20 protein-coding genes are annotated in these 21,797 nt (G+C 64.0%); 11 read left to right on the forward strand and 9 right to left on the reverse strand.

Going from position 1 to position 21,797, the window contains the following annotated elements:
- Positions 1-7: 7 nt before the first annotated feature.
- Positions 8-805 carry a spermidine synthase gene (locus tag LWF01_RS06055; protein ID WP_349640145.1) on the reverse strand — a complete coding sequence of 266 codons (798 nt, stop codon included), beginning with the start codon at positions 803-805 and terminating at the stop codon, positions 8-10.
- Between the two features lie 130 nt (positions 806-935).
- Here LWF01_RS06055 and LWF01_RS06060 point away from each other — a divergent pair, with 130 nt between their 5' ends.
- The 3 genes from LWF01_RS06060 (at position 936) to LWF01_RS06070 (ending at position 4,238) form a co-directional block, all read left to right on the forward strand.
- Complete coding sequence (locus LWF01_RS06060; RefSeq protein ID WP_349640146.1) at positions 936-2,084, forward strand: DUF4192 domain-containing protein; 1,149 nt, start codon at positions 936-938, stop codon at positions 2,082-2,084.
- Positions 2,085-2,144: 60 nt separating this feature from the next.
- Positions 2,145-2,540, forward strand: a complete 396-nt coding sequence (locus LWF01_RS06065) for a universal stress protein (protein ID WP_349640147.1) — start codon at positions 2,145-2,147, stop codon at positions 2,538-2,540.
- A 237-nt stretch (positions 2,541-2,777) separates the two neighbouring features.
- Complete coding sequence (locus LWF01_RS06070) at positions 2,778-4,238, forward strand: RNA polymerase sigma factor (RefSeq protein ID WP_432761996.1); 1,461 nt, start codon at positions 2,778-2,780, stop codon at positions 4,236-4,238.
- A gap of 102 nt (positions 4,239-4,340) precedes the next feature.
- On the opposite strand, the gene LWF01_RS06075 is transcribed toward LWF01_RS06070, so the two are convergent.
- Complete coding sequence (locus tag LWF01_RS06075; protein ID WP_349640149.1) at positions 4,341-5,219, reverse strand: N-acetylmuramoyl-L-alanine amidase; 879 nt, start codon at positions 5,217-5,219, stop codon at positions 4,341-4,343.
- Between the two features lie 21 nt (positions 5,220-5,240).
- Positions 5,241-5,444 (reverse strand): DUF7455 domain-containing protein, encoded by a 204-nt coding sequence (locus LWF01_RS06080; protein ID WP_349640151.1) that lies wholly within the window; start codon positions 5,442-5,444, stop codon positions 5,241-5,243.
- Positions 5,445-5,625: 181 nt separating this feature from the next.
- On the opposite strand from LWF01_RS06080, the gene LWF01_RS06085 reads away from it, so the two are divergent.
- Positions 5,626-7,749: a DNA gyrase/topoisomerase IV subunit B gene (locus LWF01_RS06085; protein WP_349640152.1), complete on the forward strand. Its 2,124-nt coding sequence runs from the start codon at positions 5,626-5,628 to the stop codon at positions 7,747-7,749.
- Between the two features lie 45 nt (positions 7,750-7,794).
- Here LWF01_RS06085 and LWF01_RS06090 read toward each other — a convergent pair whose 3' ends face one another.
- Positions 7,795-8,718 carry a M56 family metallopeptidase gene (locus LWF01_RS06090; protein ID WP_349640153.1) on the reverse strand — a complete coding sequence of 308 codons (924 nt, stop codon included), beginning with the start codon at positions 8,716-8,718 and terminating at the stop codon, positions 7,795-7,797.
- A 30-nt stretch (positions 8,719-8,748) separates the two neighbouring features.
- Entirely contained in the window at positions 8,749-9,132 is a 384-nt protein-coding gene (locus tag LWF01_RS06095) for a BlaI/MecI/CopY family transcriptional regulator (RefSeq protein WP_349640154.1), read from the reverse strand.
- Positions 9,133-9,347: 215 nt separating this feature from the next.
- Here LWF01_RS06095 and LWF01_RS06100 point away from each other — a divergent pair, with 215 nt between their 5' ends.
- The 3 genes from LWF01_RS06100 to cydD are packed head-to-tail and all read left to right on the forward strand — an operon-like array spanning position 9,348 to position 15,404.
- Positions 9,348-10,919 (forward strand): cytochrome ubiquinol oxidase subunit I, encoded by a 1,572-nt coding sequence (locus LWF01_RS06100; RefSeq protein ID WP_349640155.1) that lies wholly within the window; start codon positions 9,348-9,350, stop codon positions 10,917-10,919.
- A gap of 29 nt (positions 10,920-10,948) precedes the next feature.
- Positions 10,949-11,971: a cytochrome d ubiquinol oxidase subunit II gene (cydB, locus tag LWF01_RS06105; RefSeq protein WP_349640156.1), complete on the forward strand. Its 1,023-nt coding sequence runs from the start codon at positions 10,949-10,951 to the stop codon at positions 11,969-11,971.
- A 7-nt stretch (positions 11,972-11,978) separates the two neighbouring features.
- The gene (gene cydD, locus LWF01_RS06110; RefSeq protein WP_349640157.1) at positions 11,979-15,404 is read left to right on the forward strand and encodes a thiol reductant ABC exporter subunit CydD; all 3,426 of its coding nucleotides are present in this window, start codon (positions 11,979-11,981) and stop codon (positions 15,402-15,404) included.
- 104 nt (positions 15,405-15,508) lie between these two features.
- Here the strand turns inward: cydD and LWF01_RS06115 are convergent, their stop codons facing one another.
- Complete coding sequence (locus LWF01_RS06115) at positions 15,509-16,195, reverse strand: DUF899 domain-containing protein (protein WP_349640158.1); 687 nt, start codon at positions 16,193-16,195, stop codon at positions 15,509-15,511.
- 189 nt (positions 16,196-16,384) lie between these two features.
- Between LWF01_RS06115 and LWF01_RS06120 the strand changes: the two genes are divergently transcribed.
- Positions 16,385-16,999 (forward strand): TetR/AcrR family transcriptional regulator, encoded by a 615-nt coding sequence (locus LWF01_RS06120; RefSeq protein WP_349640159.1) that lies wholly within the window; start codon positions 16,385-16,387, stop codon positions 16,997-16,999.
- Here the strand turns inward: LWF01_RS06120 and LWF01_RS06125 are convergent.
- A complete protein-coding gene (locus tag LWF01_RS06125) occupies positions 16,985-17,710 on the reverse strand; it encodes a YqeB family protein (RefSeq protein WP_349640160.1) in 726 nt (241 codons plus the stop codon). The genes LWF01_RS06120 and LWF01_RS06125 overlap by 15 nt on opposite strands.
- Positions 17,711-17,804: 94 nt before the next feature.
- On the opposite strand from LWF01_RS06125, the gene LWF01_RS06130 reads away from it, so the two are divergent.
- The gene (locus LWF01_RS06130) at positions 17,805-18,440 is read left to right on the forward strand and encodes a TetR/AcrR family transcriptional regulator (RefSeq protein WP_349640161.1); all 636 of its coding nucleotides are present in this window, start codon (positions 17,805-17,807) and stop codon (positions 18,438-18,440) included.
- Here the strand turns inward: LWF01_RS06130 and sepH are convergent.
- A complete protein-coding gene (sepH, locus tag LWF01_RS06135) occupies positions 18,437-19,582 on the reverse strand; it encodes a septation protein SepH (protein WP_349640162.1) in 1,146 nt (381 codons plus the stop codon). The two genes, LWF01_RS06130 and sepH, sit on opposite strands and share 4 nt — an antisense overlap.
- Before the next feature lie 171 nt (positions 19,583-19,753).
- Between sepH and LWF01_RS06140 the strand changes: the two genes are divergently transcribed.
- The gene (locus tag LWF01_RS06140) at positions 19,754-20,854 is read left to right on the forward strand and encodes a ferrochelatase (protein ID WP_349640163.1); all 1,101 of its coding nucleotides are present in this window, start codon (positions 19,754-19,756) and stop codon (positions 20,852-20,854) included.
- Here the strand turns inward: LWF01_RS06140 and LWF01_RS06145 are convergent.
- Positions 20,820-21,101 (reverse strand): hypothetical protein, encoded by a 282-nt coding sequence (locus LWF01_RS06145; RefSeq protein WP_349640164.1) that lies wholly within the window; start codon positions 21,099-21,101, stop codon positions 20,820-20,822. The genes LWF01_RS06140 and LWF01_RS06145 overlap by 35 nt on opposite strands.
- A 393-nt stretch (positions 21,102-21,494) precedes the next feature.
- On the opposite strand from LWF01_RS06145, the gene LWF01_RS06150 reads away from it, so the two are divergent.
- The gene (locus tag LWF01_RS06150; protein WP_349640165.1) at positions 21,495-21,794 is read left to right on the forward strand and encodes a DUF4193 domain-containing protein; all 300 of its coding nucleotides are present in this window, start codon (positions 21,495-21,497) and stop codon (positions 21,792-21,794) included.
- Positions 21,795-21,797: the final 3 nt, after the last annotated feature.

Below are 21,797 nucleotides of genomic sequence, written 5' to 3' on the forward strand. Positions count from 1 at the left end.
GCTTAGCCTAAGCCGGAACGGCGCAGAACCGCTGCAGTTCCGTCCCGGAGAGCACCCTGGCAGGTGCTGCGCCGTTTCGAAGCGCCCGGCCGATCTCGGTCGCCGGCAGCGGAAGGGCCGAAGCCATCGCAACCAAATTGCCATAGCGGCGACCTTTGAGCTGCGCCGGCTCGGCGGCGACGATAACGTGCTCGAACACCTCGAACAGCCTGCGGATCTCCGCCTTGGCAGCCTTGAGCGGAGGCTTGTCCGCGACGTTGGCCAGATAGATCCCGTTCGGGCCTGCCACCCGCAGCACCTGTTCGAAGAAGGCGGTGTCGGCGAGGTGGACGGGCGTGGTCTCGGCGCTGAACGCGTCCCGGATGATGATCTCGTATCGATTCTCGGGCAGATCCCGGACAACCTGGCCGGCATCGCCGACCCTGATCTTGACAAGTGGTGCGCGTGGTACGTCGAACCAATCCCGCACCAGCTCGGCCAGCCTGGCGTCGATCTCGACCGCAAGCTGCCGTGAGCCCGGCCGGGTGGCTTCGATGTATCGCGGCAGTGCACAGCCGGCTGCTCCGAGATGCAGGGCGCGGACCGCGTCCGGTGCCGGCGACACCTGTTCCAGAATCTTCGCGATCCAGTCCATGTATTCGAACTCGAGGCGTTCCGGGGCGCCGATGACGATGTGTGAACTTGGCACCCCGTTGACCCACAAGGTCCAGGAGCCGGCCTCGCCGGCGTCGGCAACCAGCTTTGCCGTGCCGGTGCTGATCGGATATTCCCCGGGCACGGGAGTGGGAGTTATCGGGCGGGGCATAGGCCTAGCTTTCCATACCGGCAGCGGTTGGCATCCCCACTTGTCGGCACAGCCACATCGGTAGTGGCCCGATCGGGCCGATTTCTCCACAGCTGCCCACTGCGGCCGCGGTGAGGGTGACGCTTAGCCGATGGACACTTCAACGACTACGGCGATAACCCTGCGGGAACCCCGGGACCTGATTGCCTGGGTTCCGTACCATCTGGGTTTCCGGCCGCGGGACTCTCTCGTGCTGGCGGCCGTCCGGCGCACCGGCCGGGAGTTTCGGATCGGCCTGACCGCCAGGCTGGACTACCCGCCCGATACTGCTACCGGCCTGTCCCAGGCCGCCGCCAATGCCTACGCCCACGCCCTGGACCCGGATCGCCAGGCCAATGCGGTCATTGCCATTATCTACAGTGACCTGAACCTCGAGGAGCAGGGCGATCAGGCGAAAGCGTCGGCACGCCTGCTGGAAGAAGCGCTCGAGACTGCGGGGCGGGAAGCCTTCGACGTCTTCTGGGTGGGTGAGCACGGCTGGGGATCGCTGCTCTGCGACGACGCTGCCTGCTGTCCGGCCCGAGGTCGTCCATTGGAGCAGCTGACCGACAGTTCGGTGAGCGCTCAAATGATTTTCGCCGGCCAGGTGGCCGCGGCAAGCGTGGCCGAAATGCTGGAGCTGCCAGCGGTGTCAGAGGCGCGCCGTGAATCGGTCGCCAAGGCGGCGCTCCTGGCGGCTGACTGGCGCAGATCGGAGATCGTCCAGGGCCGGCACGAGATGTGGGCTGCCCGGTCCATCGATCGGTGGCGTGACGCAATGCAGCGGTTTCAGAACGGCACTGAACCGGCGGCGTCACTCTTGGGGCGTCTCGCGGTCGCCCTCTGCGACTCATGGATCCGCGACGCGGTGCTGGTCGACATCGCCGGCTGGGGAGGCAGATCAGGCGACGACGAGGCGGAACCCGATCTGGTCAAGGCGGTAGCCACCCGGGGTGGTGGCCCGGAAGTCACCCGGATTGCCGCCGGGATCGCCGGAGCCCTCGATGAGCCGCCAGCTGAGTCGCGGCTCCGGCTCGCGGAACGTCTGCTGAGACACTGCGCCGCATGCTTCGACGACGAGCACCGGCCGCCGTGCCTGACAGTGCTGGCGTGGATCGAATGGGCGCGAGGTCACGGTTCGGCGGCCGGACACCTCCTGGATCAGGCGCTGCAAATTGACCCGGAATACCGTTTGGCCGTACTGATGGAGACCGCCGTGTCCAACGCACTGATGCCGGCATGGGTGATGCAGCCGCGCTAACCGCAGCCGAAACCAGCCCCGAGAGGATATGTTGGTTGCACAGTCTGTCTTGGAGGACACATGTCGATCATTGTTGGATATCTCCCGACGCCCGAGGGGCATGCGGCTCTTGACCGGGCGCTCGAGGAGGCCAGGCTCCGGGCAAGCAACGTGGTGATCGTTAACCGGAGCTCATCGGCAGCGGCGTCGGAAGGTGAACCGGCGCAGGACGAGAAGGTCGCTCAGGTTCTTGCCGACGCTTCGGTCGCGGCGGAAGTCATCGATCCTGCCGATGACGAGGACCCCGCTGAGTCACTCATCGCCGCCGCCGAACAGCATGATGGCGAGCTGATAGTGATCGGGCTGCGTAAGCGAAATCCGGTCGGAAAGCTGATCCTCGGCGCGAACGCGCAGCGCATCCTGCTCGACGCTGGCTGCCCCGTTCTGGCGGTGAAATCGCCAGGCCCGGCAGCCTGAAACCCCTGCCGTTGGACGCCGCTTGAGGAAGGTGATTCCGGTGCGAAAGACCCGGCATCAGGCCGCGGCGATTAGCTCATCGTGGGAACAACATGGCACAATAAAGCGTTGACCCGGTCAGGACATCATCGAATAGCCACGCGTTTTTCGATTTTGATGCCTTGACATGGGTCTTAGTGGTGTTACGCGCCAGTGACGCCCAAACACGTTTTCGCTCCGCGACCGAAAGGTTTATCCGTGCCGAATTCCCCATCAGGATCAAGCGCCAGTAAGCCTCAGGACGGTTCCGCTGCTGTTAAGCCCGCGGCCGGGAGTACGACAAGACAACAGACTGCGTCCGCCCTATCAGGCGGCTCGAAGAAGGGCACTGCCACGAAGACAACGGCTAGCGCAACCACTCGCACACCCACGGCCGCGAAGAAGCCGGCAGTGAAGAAGACGACTGCCGCGAAGACTCCCGTTGCCAAGACCGCTGCAAAAAAGGTGGCGAAGGATGCCGCGGCGCCGGACGAATCGGTAGCGGCGACCGAGCCTGCTGCCATCGATGCCGAAAAGACCGCGGCAGCTGCCAAGCCGGCCGCTCGCCGGGGGCGTAAAGCCAAGGCTGCCGACGATGTCGTCACCGAGGACTCCGAGGCCAAAGAAGCCGAAGGCGCCGACGCCGAGGAAAAAGAAGCCGCTGCCAAGGCAGACAAGCAGGATTCCGAGGCGGTCGAGCGCAGTGGCGGGTTTGTTTACTCGCCGACCGATGACGACGACGCTCCTGCCCAGCAGGTAGTCTCAGCCGGCGCAACCGCTGATCCGGTCAAGGACTACCTGAAGCAGATCGGCAAGGTTGCGCTGCTCAACGCCGAGGAAGAAGTATCGCTGGCCAAGCGTATCGAGGCCGGGATGTTTGCCGAGGACAAGCTCGCCAACGACAAGAAGCTCGATCCAAAGCTGGCCCGCGAATACAAGTGGATCATTCACGACGGGCGTCGTGCCAAGAACCACCTGCTTGAGGCAAACCTGCGTCTCGTCGTCTCGCTGGCCAAGCGCTACACCGGCCGCGGCATGCTCTTCCTGGATCTGATCCAGGAAGGAAACCTGGGCCTTATCCGTGCGGTCGAGAAGTTCGACTACACCAAGGGCTTCAAGTTCTCCACCTACGCCACCTGGTGGATTCGGCAGGCGATCACCCGCGCCATGGCGGACCAGGCGCGTACGATCCGCATTCCGGTGCACATGGTCGAAGTGATCAACAAGCTTGCCCGGGTTCAGCGTCAGATGCTGCAGGACCTCGGTCGTGAACCGACTCCGGAAGAGCTCGCCAAGGAACTCGACATGACGCCTGAGAAGGTCGTCGAGGTACAGAAGTACGGCCGGGAGCCGATTTCGCTGCACACGCCGCTTGGCGAGGACGGCGACTCCGAGTTCGGCGACCTGATCGAAGACTCCGAAGCGGTCGTGCCGGCTGATTCCGTCAGCTTCACCCTGCTGCAGGAACAGCTGCATTCTGTTCTTGACACGCTCTCGGAGCGCGAGGCTGGTGTGGTGTCGATGCGGTTCGGGCTGAGCGATGGCCAGCCGAAGACCCTCGACGAGATCGGCAAGGTCTACGGGGTGACCCGGGAGCGGATTCGCCAGATCGAGTCGAAGACCATGTCCAAGCTTCGCCATCCTTCCCGGTCGCAGGTGCTCCGGGACTACCTCGACTAGGTCGGCCGGACGCTAAGCAAACACAATAATGGCCACCACCCTTCGCGGGCGGTGGCCATTATTGTGCTCAGGGTTGTTGGGCACAGGGGGAGCTGAGGGCCGCTACCTCGTGTCCGCCCAGCGATGAACGCCGTCGGCAAGGGCCGCAGCGTATTTTTGCCTGCCGGCCCGGGAATCCATTTCTGCTGCCTGGTCCGGGTTTCGCATCTCGCCGCATTCAACGATCACGGCGGGCCTGCTGGCGTGGTTTAGTCCCGCGAGGTCCGGCCGCTTGACGATGCCGTCCTTCCCGTAGTTGGCGTTGACCGGGAATCCGGCTCCGTTCATCGCTTTGGCCATTGCTTCGGCGACGGCTTCGGAGTCCTTGCCCTGGGACTTGTTGAGTGCGGGATGCGCGACGATGACGTGGAATCCCTTCGCCGCCGCGTTGTCCGAGCCGTTGGCGTGGATACTGACCATGATGTCGGCATCTTGCGCGGCGGCGAACTTGCCGCGCTTGTCGACGCAGGGGCCCACGCCCTTGTCGTTGTCGCGGGTCATCACGACCTTGGCGCCCGCGTCTTCGAGCAGCTCGCGGGTGCGCTTCGCGACATCCCAGGTGAATTTGTGTTCCGGGTAGCCGGTGCGGGCGGAGGTTCCCGTCGTATTACAGGCCTTTGTGCCACCGCGACCATCCGGAACCTGTTCGGCGATCTTTGCCGGATGACGGCCGTTGCCGCCGTTGTGGCCGGGGTCGAGCGCCACGGTCAGGCCGGCGAGCGCCTCTGGTGGATCTGATTCTGTTTCTGCTGGCTCGGGCCGCTCCGGCCGTCCGGAGGCGGAGCTCTGGTCGCTGGGTTGCTGGCTGGCGCCCGTTGTGGAGGGCCTCGAGTCGGTGGGCGCAACCGTGGGTGGCGCATCGGTCTGCGTCGACGCGCAGGCCCCGAGGACTACGAGTAATCCCACGGTGCCCAACGCGCCGAGCCGGCCGGCGACCTTCATGTCACGTCGGTTCGGCGAACGTCAGACGTTCTCGACAAGCTTGTCGGTCTCGTCCTGAACCCGAACGGCGGTTGCCCGCAGGGCGTCCTGGTGCTTGCGGCCGTGGTGCGCGCAGAACAGGAGTTCGCCCGAGTTCAGGTGTACCCGGAGGAAAGCCTGTGCTCCGCACTGGTCGCAGCGATCGGCGACGGTCAGGGGTGCCTCTAGTGTTGCTGAGTCAGTCATTGTGATCTCCTATCCGTCGAAATGCTCTGCCTCATTAGTAACATGCGCTGCTCGCCGATTAGTCCTGTCAGGCGACGAGTTCGCCTAGCGCGTATTTTCCCCCTCGTTCAAGGGCATGGCGGCGCGGCATTCGCCCTACTGTCGGTGGCCGACAGTAGGCTGGTATCCAGGAGGAACTTCTTTGACGTCAACAACATCAGGGGCGGCATACACTGCCCGCCACCTTTCGGTGCTCGAAGGCCTGGAGGCGGTACGCAAACGCCCCGGCATGTACATCGGCTCAACGGACTCCCGTGGACTCATGCACTGCCTCTGGGAAATCATCGACAACTCGGTCGATGAAGCCCTAGCCGGACACTGCGACCGGATCGAGATCGTGCTGCATGCCGATGGATCGGTTGAGGTCTCGGACAACGGCCGAGGCATCCCGGTCGATATCGAACCCAAGACCGGCCTGACCGGCGTCGAAGTCGTCTTCACCAAACTGCACGCCGGCGGCAAGTTCGGCGGTGGATCATATGCCGCCTCCGGTGGCCTGCACGGCGTCGGGGCGAGCGTGGTCAACGCACTGTCAGCCCGGCTGGATGTTGACGTGACCCGCAATGGCAAGGTGCACCGGATGTGCTTTCGCCGCGGTGAACCGGGCACGTTCGACGACAAGGGTCAAGGGCGTAAGCCCGATTCACGGTTCAGTCCCTTCGTCGATGGCTCGATCCTCGCGGTGGCAGCCAAGGCCAAGCGGGGGCTGACCGGCACCCGGGTCCGCTACTGGGCCGACGAACAGATCTTCATCGCCGGTGCGAAGTTCTCCTATCAGGAACTTGCCGATCGCGCCCGGCAGACCTCGTTCCTGGTTCCGGGACTAACCATCGTGGTCAACGACCTCCGTGAACGTCCGGCGCCGCTGGACGGTGAACCGGAGAAGCCGCGCGAAGAGGTGTTCTTCCACGAGGGTGGAATCGCCGAGTTCGCTGACTTCCTGGCGATCGATCCGCCACTCACCGACGTCTGGCGGCTGCAGGGCTCGGGGAACTTCACCGAAACTGTGCCGGTTCTGGACGATAAGGGACACATGGTGTCCAAGGAAACCTCAAGGGTCGCAGATGTCGACATCGCCGTACGCTGGGGCACCGGCTATGACACAACGGTGAAGAGCTACGTCAACATCATTGCCACACCCAAGGGCGGCACCCACCTCGCTGGCTTCGAGCAGTCGCTACTGAAGACACTGCGGAAAAACGTCGAGGCGAACTCCCGCAAGCTGAAGGCAGGCAACGACAAGCTGGACAAGGACGATGTGCTTGCCGGGCTGACCGCTGTGGTCACTGTCCGGCTGGCTGAGCCCCAGTTCGAGGGACAGACCAAGGAAGTGCTTGGCACATCCGCCGTGCGCTCAATTGTTTCCAAGGTTGTCGAAACTGAGCTGAACGCGATCCTGACCTCGTCCAAGCGGCAGGAGAAGCAACAGGCCTCCCAGCTGCTGGACAAGGTCGTCGCGGAGATGAAGTCGCGTATTTCGGCGCGAATGCACAAGGAAACCCAGCGTCGGAAGACGGCGCTTGAATCCTCCTCGCTTCCGGCCAAGCTCTACGACTGCCGGAAATCCGATCTGCGCACCTCTGAACTCTTCATCGTCGAGGGCGATTCGGCGATGGGAACGGCAAAGGCGGCGCGTAATTCGGAGCATCAGGCTCTGCTGCCGATCCGGGGAAAGATCCTCAACGTGCAGAAGGCCAGCGTGGGCGACATGCTGTCCAATACCGAGTGCGCGGCGATTATCCAGGTGATCGGCGCCGGCTCGGGGCGCAGCTTCGACATCGATGCCTCCCGTTACGGCAAGGTCGTCATCATGACGGATGCCGATGTGGATGGCGCGCATATCCGTACGTTGCTGCTCACACTGTTCTTTCGCTATATGCGGCCGCTCGTCGACGCGGGCAACGTGTATGCCGCAGTGCCGCCGCTGCACCGGATCGAGATCATTAACTCCGGATCGAAGCCGAACGAGGTTGTTTACACCTATTCGGAAGCCGAACTGCACGCCCTGGTGAAGAAACTGAACCGGTCCAACCGGCGTTACAAGGAACCGATCCAGAGGTACAAGGGCCTCGGCGAGATGGACGCAGACCAGTTGGCGGAGACCACGATGGACCCAAGGGCGCGCACGCTGCGCCGGGTGCAGATCGCCGATGCCGCCGCGGCGGAAAAGACGTTCGAGTTGCTGATGGGCTCTGACGTCGCCCCGCGCAAGGAGTTCATTGTGACCGGAGCGGATGACCTCGACCGGGAGCGGATCGACGCCTGAGCTAGCAGCGTCGCAGCCAGCAGTCAGTCCGATCTACGCCCTGAGCTAGCCGAACATCGGAGCCCACAGCAGTGCGGTGGGCACGGCGAACAGCGCGATCGAGCCGAGCAGGATAGCGGCCCGAACCGGAACTGCCAGCGTGGATTCGTCGACCCGGAGCCGGTGCACTCGCGCCGCGATCACAGTGTCATCGGCGACGACGCCAACTTTTCCGGCCAGCTCGCGGGCAGACGTGGTCTGCGCGATTGCGTTGGCCAGGATGAGCCGGTCGTTGTTGCGGCAGGCCTGGTCGTCCGCCAGCATCTCGACCAGCGCGGTGACACTCCTGTGTGCGACCACGGGGGTCGGAAGAAACGGAAGGGCCTGCTTCCAGGCCACGAATGGCAACACGAGCAGGTCATGGCGCTGTCGCAGATGGGCCCGCTCATGCGCGATCACGGCGTGGAGTTCACCCGGTTTCAGCAGCTCGACCAGGCCCGCGGACAGCACAGTCGTCGCCTTGTTCCCCGGCAGGCAGTAGGCGACAGGCAGCTCAAGCTCGAGCACCCTGGTCCGTGGATGGCTCGGCGACGGACTTGACAGCAGGGCGAGCAGTTCGCGGTGCCGGCGTCTGTGCCGGATCGTCTGCAGGAAGCTCCAGACCAGGGTTCCGGCGAGCCGGACTGCCAGCAGGGCCGCGACGATCAGCACGATGCAGTGCCCGACTCCAAGCCCTCGGAATGGAGAACCGGTCAGAATATTGTGCGCCAGGCGGCCGAGCGCGTGGGGGAGGTTGTCGCCCAGCGGCGCCACCCCGAAGACCAGGCCGGCGCCGATCATGGAGAGTCCTCCGGCCAGGCCGATTGCCTGCCAGAGGACGAGGGCGGCCAGCGGGTCACGATCGGGCCAGCGTGACCTGGAGAGCAACAGGGGAGCGGGCCACGCCAGAATAATGGCGAGCGCCGCGAGTAAGAGACCTATCGTCGCCATAGCGGGCGACTAGGAGAGGCGTGGCATACGTTAGCTGGCGGGACGGTCGGTTCGACGGCTACGCGGGTCCAGATGCGTCAACAGCCGCCGAAGCAAATCAGTCTCGTCATTGGATGCAGAGCCGATGAAGCGGGCAAGTACAGCCTCGCGATCGGGTGCCTGACCGAGAACTTCGTGCATCAGCTCGGCGACGTGTTCCTCGCGCGACGAGGCAGCCTGATACCGGTGCGGACGCACAGAACGTTCCCGGACGACGAAGTTCTTCGCTTCCAATCGGGAAAGCACTGTGTGCACCGTTGTCAGTGCGAGATCGCGGTCGGCGAGCGCGTCACGGAGCTCCGTCGCCGACAGTCCGCTTTCAGCGCTCCACAAGACGTCCATGGCGCTTCGTTCCAGTTCGCCAAGAGTTCCCACACAGACTCCATTTATGTCAAAACTCCAAGTCAGCGCTTCCGGCACTTACCGGCGTGCTGCTTTCGGTTATCAGCTTCTCACGCCCATTCTACGACAGGTAGAGGCCAGCAGGTTCAGCGGCACCCGGGAGGCGGTAGTGATGTGGAAAAGGCCAAAGTGCCGTAGTAGCATCTTCTACAGCATGTAGAACTCAATTCTCTTGGCTGGAGTCGTCGATGGACCCGCTCGAAATCGCCCGTTGGCAGTTTGGCATCACCACCGTCTATCACTTCTGGATGGTTCCGCTGACCATCGGCCTGGGCCCGATCGTCGCGCTGTTCAACACGCTGTGGGTGCGAACGGCTAAGGAGCAATACCTGCGGATGACGAAGTTCTGGGGCAAGCTCTACCTGATCAACTTCATCCTGGGTGTGGCCACCGGAATCGTGCAGGAGTTCCAATTCGGCATGGCCTGGAGTGAGTACAGCAGATTCGTCGGCGACGTATTCGGCGCGCCATTGGCGATGGAGGCACTGCTGGCCTTCTTCATCGAATCGACCTTCCTTGGCCTGTGGATTTTCGGCTGGAAGCGGCTGCCGGCCAGGATCCATCTCGCTTGCTTGTGGATTGCCGTCATCGGTTCCGTTGTCTCGGCCTACTTCATCATCGTTGCCAATTCGTGGATGCAGCATCCCGTCGGGGTGACGATGGTCGACGGCAGGCCGCAGATGACAGACGCCTGGGCGGTATTCACCAATAACACGGCACTCGTCGCGTTCAGTCACACCATCGTCGGCTCGCTCGCGGTCGGCGGAGCGTTCCTGCTCGGCATCGCCTGGTTCCATCTGTGGCGGCGTCGCCAGACCGGCATCGACACAGTCGATGACAATGGCCGGGTTGTCGTCGGCGAAGCGGGCGGCGATACGGGCGCCAACAGGGACGCCTGTGACTACCGGGTCTGGTTCCGTTCGCTGCGGATCGGCGCCTGGATCGCGGTCATCGCGTTCGCCGGCGTCGCGGCAACTGGCGACATCCAGGGAAAGCTGATGTTTGAGCAGCAACCTATGAAGATGGCGTCGGCAGAGGCGGCCTGCCACTCGGGCACCAGCTTCTCGGTGCTTTCGGTCGGCGACCTCGGCTCGAAGGATTGCGACGACGTCACCAATATCGTCGAAATCCACGGCCTGCTGTCATTCCTCGCCCATGGTGACTTCAGCACCGAGGTCAAGGGCGTCAACGACCTGATCCCCGAGTACGAGTCCGCCTACGGCACAACCATCCCCGACGATCCCAAGTACGGCCAGCGGGCGGGGACCACGGTGGACTTCGTGCCGGTCATGGAGGTCACCTATTGGGGCTTCCGGCTGATGATCGGATTTGGAGCGCTGGCAGCCTTTGCCGCCGCCGTCGCTCTGTTGATAACCCGCAAGGGCACTGTGCCGAAAAGCAAATGGCTGATGCGCCTGGCCGTGCTCGGAATCGCCGCGCCGTTCATCGCGAACTCGGCCGGCTGGATCTTCACCGAGATGGGCCGGCAGCCGTTCGTCGTCGCGCCCAATCCGGATCCAAGCGGCGTCGACGGCGTGTTCATGTTCACCGCCGCAGCGGTCTCGCCGGGGGTGAGCTTCGCAGAGGTACTTGTCTCGCTGATTGTCCTGACGCTCGTCTACGGCCTGCTGATGGTTGTTGAGCTGAAACTGCTGACCCGGTATGTGCGCTCAGGTGTGGCCTCTGCGATGCCGGAACTTGTGCACCAACCGGACCCGGACGCAAAAAAAGACGATGACGTTCTCGCCTTCGCCTACTAACGAGTGCCTACTAACGAGGGAAACTGACGATGGAATTCCTGCCAACCGTTTGGTTCATTCTGATCGCGGTTCTGTGGACCGGCTACCTCTTCCTTGAGGGCTTCGACCTGGGCGTCGGCATGTTCATGAAGCTGGTCGCCCGGAATGAGCAGGAGCGCCGGCTGCTGCTCAACACGATCGGCCCGGTCTGGGACGGAAACGAAGTGTGGCTGATCACCGCGGCCGGCGCGACGTTCGCGGCCTTCCCGCTCTGGTACGCATCCCTGTTCTCCGGACTGTACCTCCCGATGCTGCTGGTGCTGCTGGCGTTGATATTCCGTGCGGTGTCGATCGAGTACCGCGGGAAGATCAACTCGAGCAGCTGGCGTGCGCGCTGGGACTGGGGGCTGTCGCTTGGCTCGCTGTTTGCCGCTTTCGGGGTGGGCATGGCACTCGCCATCACCACGACCGGACTGCCGCTCAACGCTAACGGAGACCGGGTTGGCGGGCCTTTCTCCTGGTTCAGCTGGTACGCGGTGCTCGGCGGCCTGGCAGTCGTTGGCTTCTGCCTGGCACACGCGGCATTCTTCATCAGCCTGAAGACAGACGGCGAGATGCGTCACCGGGCCCGCGGATTCGCACTGCGGCTGCTGCCGCTCCTGCTGCTCCCGCTGATCGGCTGGGCTGTCGCGGTGCAGCTGCAGTCCGGCAAGCCCGCCGGACTGGCACTTATCGTGGTCGCGGTGGCGGCGGCGGCCATCTGCTGGGCACGCAGCCGGGCCGGACGCGAGGGGCAGGCATTTGCCGCCCAGGCAATATTCCTGTTGGGCGTCACCGGGAGCATCTTCAGCAACGTCTACCCGGTGGTCCTGCCATCGACGCTCGACCCCGCGAACAGCCTGACCGTTGGTTCGGCCGCAGCCTCCGATTACACTCTCGGCCTGATGTCGATCGTCGCCTGCTTCGGTGTGCCGCTTGTGCTTGCGTACCAGTCGTGGACCTATTGGGTGTTCCGGAAGCGACTGAAAATCGAGAGCATTCCGGAACCGCATTCGTTGCCTGCGGCGGTCTGAGCCGGGCATGCCCTCCATAGTCGAGAGAATTCCCGGCGCCGGGGTATCGCCGACAGCGAGGACATCGCTGTACCTGATCGGCGTGCTGGGCGCGGCGAAGGCGCTGTCGTTGGTCGTCCTGGCCGGTGCGCTGGCAGCCGGAATCGTCGGGGTCATCGAGGCAGACAGCGCCGCCTGGCGTCAGGCCATCCTGGCCGGCCTCGCCGCTGCTGTGCTTCGGGCCGGTGCGAGCTGGGCCACTCAGGTAGTTGCGCGACGGACTGCGATCGGGGTCAAACAGGAACTGCGGGACCGGCTGGTTACCCGGCTGATGTTGCGTGGCGGCCGTGATCTCGAGGTCAGAGCGGGTGGACTCGCCTCACTCGCCGGACGAGGGCTGGATGATCTGGACAAGTACTTCACCGTCTACCTGCCAGCGCTGGTCGGCGCAGCCACCGTTCCGCTGCTCGTCGGCGCCCGGATTCTCTTCGCCGACTGGGTCAGCGCGCTGATTATCGTGCTGACGATTCCGCTGGTGCCGATCTTCATGATTCTGATCGGGCAGCATACTCAGGAAAGAGTTGGCGCGGCGGCCAACTCGCTCGACCGGCTATCCAGCCATCTGGTCGAGCTCGCCCGAGGACTTCCGGTACTGGTCGGGCTCGGCCGTGCCGCCGAACAGACAACTGCGCTGCGCAGGGTCGCGGATGACTACCGGCACCGCACGATGGGAACCCTCCGGGTCGCCTTCCTCTCATCGCTGGCGCTGGAGCTGATATCGACCATCTCGGTTGCCGTCGTCGCCGTCTTTATCGGCGTTCGTCTCGTGCATGGGGACATGCCGCTGGAAGTCGGCCTGCTAGCCCTGATCCTCGCACCGGAGTGCTTCCTGCCGTTCCGCGAGGTCGGCGCAGCCCATCACGCCGCCGAGGACGGTGTCGAGGCCTATCGGCGGGTGCAGAACCTGTTGGACACGCCGACGTCCACATCGGCAGTGGCGGCAACGACGCCGGATGCGGCGAGTCCGGGCACGGCCGGGCTGGTGGTCCAGGGACTCACTGTTCGCTATCCCGATCGGAAGCATCCTGCCGTCGATAACCTGAGCTTCCGGCTACGATCCGGCCAGATGCTGGCCCTGACCGGGGAAAGCGGCGCAGGCAAATCGACGGTACTGGCGGCGATCGCCGGCTTGCTCGGCGATTCGGACTCCACCAGGGTGAGCGGGCAGATATCGGGACCGGACCCGGACCGGATCGCCTGGCTTCCACAGACTCCGCTGAGTTTCGCCGAAACCGTGCGAGCCGAGGTGGAGCTTTACCTGGGCCACCGCGACCAACGGGCGATCGCGTCGATTGCTGCCCAGGTTCAGGTGGACAAGCTGCTTGACCGGCATCCGGCCACGCTGAGTCCAGGCGAACTGCGCCGGCTAGGGATGGCGCGCGTGCTGGCCAGGGTGGAAGCCGGAGCGGACACCGTTCTGCTGGACGAGCCGACGGCACATCTTGACCCGGTGACCGCTCAGGTGATCCGCGACGTGCTCGTTGGCCTCCGCGGCCGGGCCACGATGATCGTTGTGGCACACAGCGACGAGGTGATCGAGCTGGCGGATGTCGTCGTGCCAGTTTCCGGCTCGGCGGTACGGTCGAACGGCCGCCGCGCAGGCGTCGGATCCGACCAACGGCCGCCGACCGGCCAGCTGCTGCCCTCCGGCCAGCTGCCGTCCTCTGCGCAGTTGCCGCCCGGGCCTCCTGCCGTGCCACAACCGCGAAACGAAGCCGCAGGTACGCTGCCTGCCTTGCTGAGCGTCCTGCAGCCCTGGCGGCCACAGTTCATCGCCGCCGTCGTCGCGGGCGTACTGGCCTCCGCCGCGGCGATCGCACTGACCGCGACCTCGGGGTGGCTGATTGTCCGGGCCAGCCAGCAGCCGCCGATCCTGTACCTGCTGGTGGCGATAGTCGCGGTTCGCTTCTTCGGAATAGCCCGCTCAGTCCTGCGCTATTGCGAACGCCTGTGGCTTCACGACTCGCTGCTGAGCTCGCTCACCGATTTACGAGTCCGGTTGTGGCAGACGCTTAGCCGGCAGGGAATGCGTGATCGTCGGCTGCTTCGGTCCGAAGGCGTCGTGGAGCAGCTGGTCGGCACGGTCGACGACGTGCGCGACGTTGCGCCCCGCACGGTGCTGCCGCCGCTTGTCGGACTGCTGACCGGGCTGGCCGCAATCGTTGCGCTGGCGGCGATCTACCCCCCTGCCGCTGCTGTGCTCGGCGTTGTGGTCTTCGTCTGCGTGCTGGTCGCGCCGTTGGCCGGCTTGTGGGCGGATCGGGCGGCCAGCAGGGGAGAGCTGCTGATTCGTTCCACCGTGCTTCGTCGGCTTGCCGCGATCGTTCTCGCGGCGGAAGACCTCGCCGCCAACGGCCGGGGAAAGAGCATCGCCGGTGAACTCCGCACCCTGGACGAATCCGCGACCGCGGAAGCCAAACGCGGCGCCTGGGCGCTTGGTGCCGCGCACGGGCTGGTGATTGTCTCGTGTTACGCCGGCGCGTTCCTGATGCTGGCGGTCACCGCGCGTGGAGTTGCCGCGGGAAGCCTCGCGCCGGAGTTCGTCGCGGTATGTTCTCTGATCAGTCTTGCACTTGTGGAGCCGCTGAGTGAGATTACCTCGGCGATCCGGAACTGGCCGGCGTTGTCGGCCCTGCTTGGCCGGATGCCGAGGCTTGTCGATGCCGAGCAGACGCTGCCCGATGCCCTCGGTCATCCGCCGCTGATTCGCGCCGGCGCGACCGCGCCCCACGTGCTCCGGCTCGATGACCTAACCCTTCGCTGGCCGACGGCCGCCATGCCGGTGTTCTTTGGCCTCACCGCAGAGGTGCGTACCGGACAATGGCTAGTCGTCACCGGGCCGTCCGGTTCGGGAAAGTCAACGCTGATCAGCGCCCTGATGGGCTTCCTGAAGCCGGAAGCAGGGCGGATCTTTCTGGACGGCGAAAACCTGGCCGGCCGGACGCCGGAGCAGCTCAGCCGCAGGATTGCCTGGTGTCCGCAGGAGGGGCACATATTCGATTCCTCGCTTCGGGCTAATCTGCTGCTCGCCCGAAGCCGGGACGAGCGACCTGGCGACGATGAGCTTACTCAGGTGCTGCACCGGGTGGGGCTCGGGCCGCTGCTGCGGGAATTGTCTGATGGGCTGGACACCGGCCTGGGCGCTGCGGGCGCACAGCTCTCCGGCGGGCAGCGGCAGCGAGTTGCTGTCGCCCGAACGCTACTTGCCTCGGCGGATCTCGTCGTGCTCGACGAGCCGTGCGCTCATCTCGATGCCGAGTCCAGCCGGGCTCTGATGGCGGACCTCCGAGCCGGCCTGGCCGACCGGATGGTCCTCCTGGTCACGCATCAGCACGATCAGATCACTGCCGACGACGTTCGGCTCGAGTTGGGCGCCGAACGAGTTCTAACCTAGTCACGCTTGGTCGGCGAACATCTGTGGCGGACCACCGCCCGCGCAGGGCAGAGTGCAGCACGATGATTGGTGCGTTCCGGCTCGTCGACGCCGTTGTCGTGCGGTTACGATTTTTCGCCGTAGAGAGCGGCAATATCCGGAGAGTCGGGCCATTTGCTGTACGCAGGTGACTGCGGCCAGCCGGAAGGGGAATCCTGCCAATCCTCCTGGCGCCCCCACGGCAGCAGGTCGATGAGTGGGAAGATGTGGCTGAGCTGCTCGGTTCCACGTCCATCGCTGTGCCAGGTGCGGTAGACGGTGTCGCCGTCTCGGAAGAACACGTTGAGCGCGAATCCGCCTCCTGCCGGGGCGTCGACATCGGCACCGAAGTCGCTGTTCGCTGTCGAGTACCACGTCATCTTATTGCCGACGCGGCGGCGATAGTCCAGCGCATCGTCGATCGGTCCCTGAGTGACGACCACGAATCGAGCGTCGTAGTTGCCGAGGAAGTCCAGCCGGGTGAACTGCGAGGTGAACATGGTGCAGCCCCCGCACTGCCATTCATCGCCGGGGAACCACATGTGGTGGTAGGTAATCAGCTGGGTCTTCCCGTCGAAGACGTCGACGAGCCGGACGGGACCGTCGTCGCCCTCAAGTGTGTAGTCCGGCAGCTCTACCATTGGCAGCCGCCGCCGCTGGGCGGCGATCGCGTCCAATTCGCGGGTCGCGGTCTTTTCGCGGACGCGCAGTTCGTCGAGCTCTAGCTGCCAGGTGTTCTGATCGACGACGCGGGGCGATCCGTTGGCGGTCATCGCTGTACCTCCTGCTTCGATTCGGGTCGATAAGCGGCGTTGCTGATCCCAGCCGAGAAGGATCGCGCCTCGAGCAACCGCAGCCGTGGACGACATCGCCGTCGGCTGCAATGGAATATGACGTAAAGTTAACACCGTGAACACCTTGAATGTCTACACCGTACACACCTGGCCGGAGATCTGACAAGGGTGGGGAGCAGACGAAATTCGTATCACCACGGGGACCTGCGCCACGCCTTGGTCGAGGCAGGTCTCACCGCCACGCGGTTTCGCGGCCCCGCTGGCCTCGGACTGCGCGAAGTTACCCGGCGGGTTGGCGTCTCGCCAAACGCGGCCTACCGCCACTTCGGCGACCGGCAAGCGCTGCTGACTGCCGTCGCCCGTGAGATCCAGGACAAGATGGCTGACACGATGCGTTCGCGGATGCCGGCCTCAGTGAGCGGCAAGACTGCGGAAAAGGCGCGACGCCTCCGAGGAGTCGGACTGGGGTACATTGCTTTCGCCACGGCCGAGCCAGGGTGGTTCGAGACGGCCTTCTTCGGCTCCGCTGCCGAGCGTGACAGTATGCCCGACCAGGACCGCACTCCACCGCCGTTCACACTGCTGGTCGATGCACTCGACGCAATGGTCGAGTCGGGTGAACTTTCAACCGAACGGCGGGAGGGTGCTGAGTGGGCGTGCTGGAGCACGGTACACGGCTTCGCCGAACTGGTGGTCCATGGACCGTTACGGCAGCTGGAGGCCGAGACCGTATCGCGGTGGGCGGAACGCGTCGTGGACGACATCATCTCAGGCATCACCTGAGTGGATGCAGGGGCCAGATACCGGGCGCCAGTACTGGCCCTTGTTCTGATCTCGAACGACAACGCCCAGTTTCGCCAGCTCGGCGTTCAGCTCCCGCACATCGGCCGAGTCCTTCTTTTCCGCGGCGTGGGAGCGGGCTTGAAGCAGAGCGTTCGCGCCGGTCGGCAGCCCGGGCATGTCGGGCACCCAGCGCTTGAACTCCGCTGCATGTGGATCCGTAGGGGCCCACATGTAGCCGTTGTCGGTAAAGGCGTCTCTCAACCTTGCTGGGTCGAAGTCGCCGCGTTCGCGCACGAATTCTCGTCCTGCAGCGTCCTGCGCGACCAGTGACTTACCATCGATGAAAACTATCTGAACAGCGGATCGCGGGATGTCCTGAAGGTCGTCTTCGCGCCCCACCGAAAACCGCTCTGGGCCCACGCGGACAACGACGTGCTCTCCGGCCGAAATGAACGCGAGAACAAGTCCGGCGATCACGCCAAGAACTATTGCGCCGACCTGGGCGAACGGAACATTGTCCAGCACGCTCAGGGCCATCTCCGCCGCGCCGGGAAGCGGAATCCATGAGACCGTCGCCAGCTTCCGGAGTAGCCAGGTGACGAACCAACCCAGCAGGGCGCCCGCCATCGGCAGCCCACCCCATAACACCGCCATCTCTACCGGACGCATCCCGACCACGGTCTCCTCGCGTCGGCGCGGACGTTCCGTCACTGTGACCCCTATTTGCTATGATTAATAAACCGAGTACTCGCTCTAGTATTAATCAACGCGATGCGATTGTCCAAGGTAATTAGCTAAGGAAGAAATGGCGCGAACGACGGATCCGATCCAGCACGAGAAGCGGCGCGCTCACATCAAGGGCGTGGCCAGCTTCCTGATCTCAAGCCAGGGTTATGACAACACGAGCACGGCGCAGATCGCCAAGGCGGCGAAGATCAGCTCCGGGAGCTTCTTCCACTACTTTCATACCAAGCGGGACCTATTCATTGCTATCCTCACCGACGACACGGCCAAGGACACGGAAGACGAACTGGCTTCGGCGCTGGCCGATCCTGATCCATGGCAGGGCCTGGTGGGTTACGTGACCCGACGACTTGCCGGTGCGTCCACGATCCCTTTCGTGCCCGGGCTGGTCATTGAAGCGCTGCTACAGGCCAAGCGAGATCCTGAACTGGCAGAGCTTTTGGACAAAGATGCCCGGAATGAGGCCACCGGACTGCGCCAGTTGCTGGAGCGCGCCCGGGCTGCCGGGGTGATTGACTCTGGCCTTGAGCTGGCTCGCGCCGAACGCTGGCTGGTCGCCCTGTCAAACGTCATGTATCTGGAGGGAGCGCTGAACGACGAATTCGATCCGGCGCAGGAGATGGAAACCTTGAAGCTCCTGCTCGGACGCTTCCTGCGGTCACCGCGGACTTCAGACGAACAGCGACCGCTCGCCTAGTCGCGCTTGGCCCCGAACATGATCTCTTCCCAGCTCGGCACGCTTGGCCGCTTGGACTTCCGTGCATCGTGGTGTTCCGGTTCGGCTGCCTCGTCTTTGGGTCGCGCCGCTGGGCCGCTGTCCTTTGGTCGCGCCGCCCGGCCGTTGCTCTCGGCATCCTGACCCTCATCGTCGAGCAGAGAGGGCTGGTCGTCGAGAGTTGTCCTTCGCTTCCGTGCGCCGCCAGTCTGCGCAGGCAGGGCGAATACCTCGGCGTCGGTGGCTTCTTCCGGCGCAGATCCGGCGGGATGCGCACCGGGAATGTTATCGCGCCAGTGCGACCGGAACGGTACGGACTCTTCCTCCGGCGCAGGCTCGTCGAGCAGATCGCCCAGCGGGTCCGAGTCGTTGGCGTCCAGGTCTATTGCCACCCGGCGGCCCCTGCGCTGCCGAAGTCCGTCAAGGATCCGGCTGGTCTCATTCAACGATTCGTCGTCGGCGCTGCCCGATTCGCGCACGCCGCCGTCGGCATCGACGTTGTACACCCGGTCGCTGACTGCCGCGAGCTTACGGGACGGAATAGGCCCTGAGTCGTTGGGCCCTGAATCGCTGAGCCAGCGGGCTTCGTCGTCTTCGGCTACGATCGAGCCACGGTTGTAGGTCCAGCTTGCGCTCCGGATCTTCGTCCCGACGCTGAAGGACAACTCGACGAACCAGTGGCCGTCGGGCTTGCGCCAGGCGTCCCAGCTGGCCGAGTCCAGATCGACGTCTCGTAGCCGCAGCCGCTCGGAGACCAGCTCGATCAGCGGTCGCGGCTTATCGTTGGGGTTCTCGACCGAGTAGACGAGCACGCGCCCGGCCTGTTCTGCGATATGCGCCCGCTCGCCGAGCACAGGGCCTTCGTAGCGGCGCACCTGTTCAATCGGCACTCCCGCCTGCTCGGCGACTTCCTCCGCGGTGAGCCCGCCTCGGATCTTCGCCTGGATGTCCCTCGGTCTGGCTGGGTCCTGCTGGGTTTGCAGCTTGCCGAGCTGAGTGCGATCGCGGCGCACGGCAGCGTACAGGGACTCGTCGATTGCGAGTGAGAACTTGTTCCCGCCTGAATCGACGAGGGTCAGATGTTCTTCGTCATCATGGACGCCAAGCAACTTTAGCTCGGACATAGTGCACCTTCCTGCGCTGAACACGGTGTATTGACGATGGTGTCATGCATGGCGATGAATCCGTCGAAGGCTGGTGGGCGTGCCGCGGAGCAGAAATCCCGACCGGTAGCCTTGGAAGGGATTCGCCCGTGCCAGGTTGTGCGAATCAAACCAGCCACCGAAGAGGGGACCATGACCGAGTTACGCCCAATCGACGCCGTTTTGCTGATGTCATTTGGCGGCCCAGAGCAGCCGGACGAGGTGCTGCCGTTCCTGCAGAACGTGACCCGTGGCCGCGGCATACCTGATGAGCGTCTGGTCGAGGTGGGTGAGCACTATTACGGCTTCGGCGGAAAGAGCCCGATCAACGATCAGAACAAGGACCTGCTGAAGCTGCTGGAGGCCGAATTGGCCAGCAGGGAGATCGACGTGCCGATCTACTGGGGGAATCGCAACTGGACCCCTTACCTGATCGACAAGCTTCGCGAAATGCACGCCGCCGGCCATCGCCGGATCCTTGGCCTCACCACGAGCGCGTACTCCTCGTACTCGAGCTGTCGCCAGTACCGCGAAGACTTCGGTATGGCGCTGGAAACGCTCGCCGCCGAAGGGATCGACCTCGAGATCGACAAGATCCGGCAGTACTACAACCATCCGGGGTTCGCCGACGCCCAGGTGGATAGCGTCACGCGTGCCCTGGACGAACTCGGCGCCGACGACCGGGCCCGGCTGGTCTTCGTGACGCACTCGATCCCTGACCCGATGCAGGCCGCGAGCGCACGCACCACGCCCGGCTACCTGGCGCAGCACGAAGCGCTCGCCCAACTCGTGGCTGAACAGGTCGCTGAGCGGACCGGCGTCGAGCGGCGGTGGGACCTGGTGTTCTGCTCACGCTCAGGAGCGCCGGGCAGCCCGTGGCTCGAACCGGATATCAACGATCATCTGGAGGAGCTGGCCGATGCCGGCGAGACCAGCGGGGTGGTGGTCGTCCCGATCGGATTCATTTCGGATCACATGGAGGTCAAGTTCGACCTGGACACCGAAGCCAAGGCGACCGCCGCGGGGCTCGGGCTGCCGTTTGTCCGTGCGGCTTCGGTCAGCACGCACCCGGCCTTCATCTCGGGCTTGTGCGACCTGGTGGAGGAGCGTGCCGCGCAGTTGAGAGGCGAAACGCCCGCAATGCCCTCGGTGACGCCGCTGAGGGCGGAAGGGCCGGGCAGCGGAGCCTGCAGCGCCGGCTGCTGCCTGGGCCGGGTGCTTAAGCCGGTTCGTCCGCAGTGGGCGGAATCGTAGCGGCGTTAGAGAATTGCCCTTTGAGTGGCTGCGATTCTTCGACGACCGGAATAGCGCCGGTCTCGACGGCCAGCATGTGGTGCATTCCCTCGATTTCCAGGTCGTTGTTGTATGCGATCGTCACCAGCGACTCCAACTCGCCCAGTAATACCTCGACCAGATAGTCGTCCTCGGCCTCCCGGGCCTCGGCCAATGAGGCGCGTGTTTGAGCAATTCGTTCTTCTACTCCCAGTGCGAACTCACTCATAGTTGCACCCCTTTCTGTTTTTGGTCATCCGCACTAGCTTACGTGCTTACGCGGTGCCGTCCTGCGCGTCCATCGTTCGGGACTACCCTGTACCGTGTCTGTCGTCTTGGGTCATAGACGATTATTTCGAACAACTTTTGCCCGATGTCTCGGCCACCATCTGTCCATTTCGTGATGCAGGCTTGCGCTTTGCATCGTTCATAGGGCAGAATCTGGCCGCTGGGCAGAAAATCGAGCGTCGTGTTGTTACCCTCTCGTGAGCCGGTTTCGTCGCTATGACGGGAACGCTGATAGGGGAGCAACATTGTAAGAATTTTCGAGTACGACCAGTGCTTATCGAGACTTTTTCGACTAAGCGATCACCCACGAGCCGATCCGGAGTGTGACCGATAAATGGCGACGGACTACGACGCGCCGCGCAAGACCGACGATGACCTCAGTGAAGACTCACTGGAGGAGTTGAAGTCCCAGCGCACCCAAAAGCAGTCGAGCAGCGTTGATGTTGATGAGACCGAGGCGGCCGAAGGCTACGAACTGCCTGGCGCCGATCTTTCAAGTGAGGAACTCTCCGTCCGGGTTCTGCCCAAGCAGTCGGATGAGTTCACGTGCATGGAGTGCTTCCTGGTGCGCCATCGTTCGCAGCTTGCCTCGGAAGACGGCGGAGTGTTGATCTGTAAGGACTGCGCAGCCTAGGCT

This window comes from Saxibacter everestensis (assembly GCF_025787225.1).
In the GTDB taxonomy this organism is placed as follows: domain Bacteria; phylum Actinomycetota; class Actinomycetes; order Actinomycetales; family Brevibacteriaceae; genus Saxibacter; species Saxibacter everestensis.

What these genes read in the sequence shown, in the direction of transcription:
- LWF01_RS06090 (WP_349640153.1), bottom strand. Translation starts at nt 8,718, where the DNA reads ATGGCGACGATAGGTCTCTTACTCGCGGCGCTCGCCATTATTCTGGCG.
- LWF01_RS06080 (WP_349640151.1), bottom strand. Translation starts at nt 5,444, where the DNA reads ATGACTGACTCAGCAACACTAGAGGCACCCCTGACCGTCGCCGATCGC.
- LWF01_RS06065 (WP_349640147.1), top strand. Translation starts at nt 2,145, where the DNA reads ATGTCGATCATTGTTGGATATCTCCCGACGCCCGAGGGGCATGCGGCT.
- LWF01_RS06055 (WP_349640145.1), bottom strand. Translation starts at nt 805, where the DNA reads ATGCCCCGCCCGATAACTCCCACTCCCGTGCCCGGGGAATATCCGATC.
- LWF01_RS06115 (WP_349640158.1), bottom strand. Translation starts at nt 16,195, where the DNA reads ATGACCGCCAACGGATCGCCCCGCGTCGTCGATCAGAACACCTGGCAG.
- LWF01_RS06140 (WP_349640163.1), top strand. Translation starts at nt 19,754, where the DNA reads ATGACCGAGTTACGCCCAATCGACGCCGTTTTGCTGATGTCATTTGGC.
- cydD (WP_349640157.1), top strand. Translation starts at nt 11,979, where the DNA reads ATGCCCTCCATAGTCGAGAGAATTCCCGGCGCCGGGGTATCGCCGACA.
- LWF01_RS06130 (WP_349640161.1), top strand. Translation starts at nt 17,805, where the DNA reads ATGGCGCGAACGACGGATCCGATCCAGCACGAGAAGCGGCGCGCTCAC.
- sepH (WP_349640162.1), bottom strand. Translation starts at nt 19,582, where the DNA reads ATGTCCGAGCTAAAGTTGCTTGGCGTCCATGATGACGAAGAACATCTG.
- LWF01_RS06100 (WP_349640155.1), top strand. Translation starts at nt 9,348, where the DNA reads ATGGACCCGCTCGAAATCGCCCGTTGGCAGTTTGGCATCACCACCGTC.
- cydB (WP_349640156.1), top strand. Translation starts at nt 10,949, where the DNA reads ATGGAATTCCTGCCAACCGTTTGGTTCATTCTGATCGCGGTTCTGTGG.
- LWF01_RS06150 (WP_349640165.1), top strand. Translation starts at nt 21,495, where the DNA reads ATGGCGACGGACTACGACGCGCCGCGCAAGACCGACGATGACCTCAGT.
- LWF01_RS06060 (WP_349640146.1), top strand. Translation starts at nt 936, where the DNA reads ATGGACACTTCAACGACTACGGCGATAACCCTGCGGGAACCCCGGGAC.
- LWF01_RS06075 (WP_349640149.1), bottom strand. Translation starts at nt 5,219, where the DNA reads ATGAAGGTCGCCGGCCGGCTCGGCGCGTTGGGCACCGTGGGATTACTC.
- LWF01_RS06145 (WP_349640164.1), bottom strand. Translation starts at nt 21,101, where the DNA reads ATGAGTGAGTTCGCACTGGGAGTAGAAGAACGAATTGCTCAAACACGC.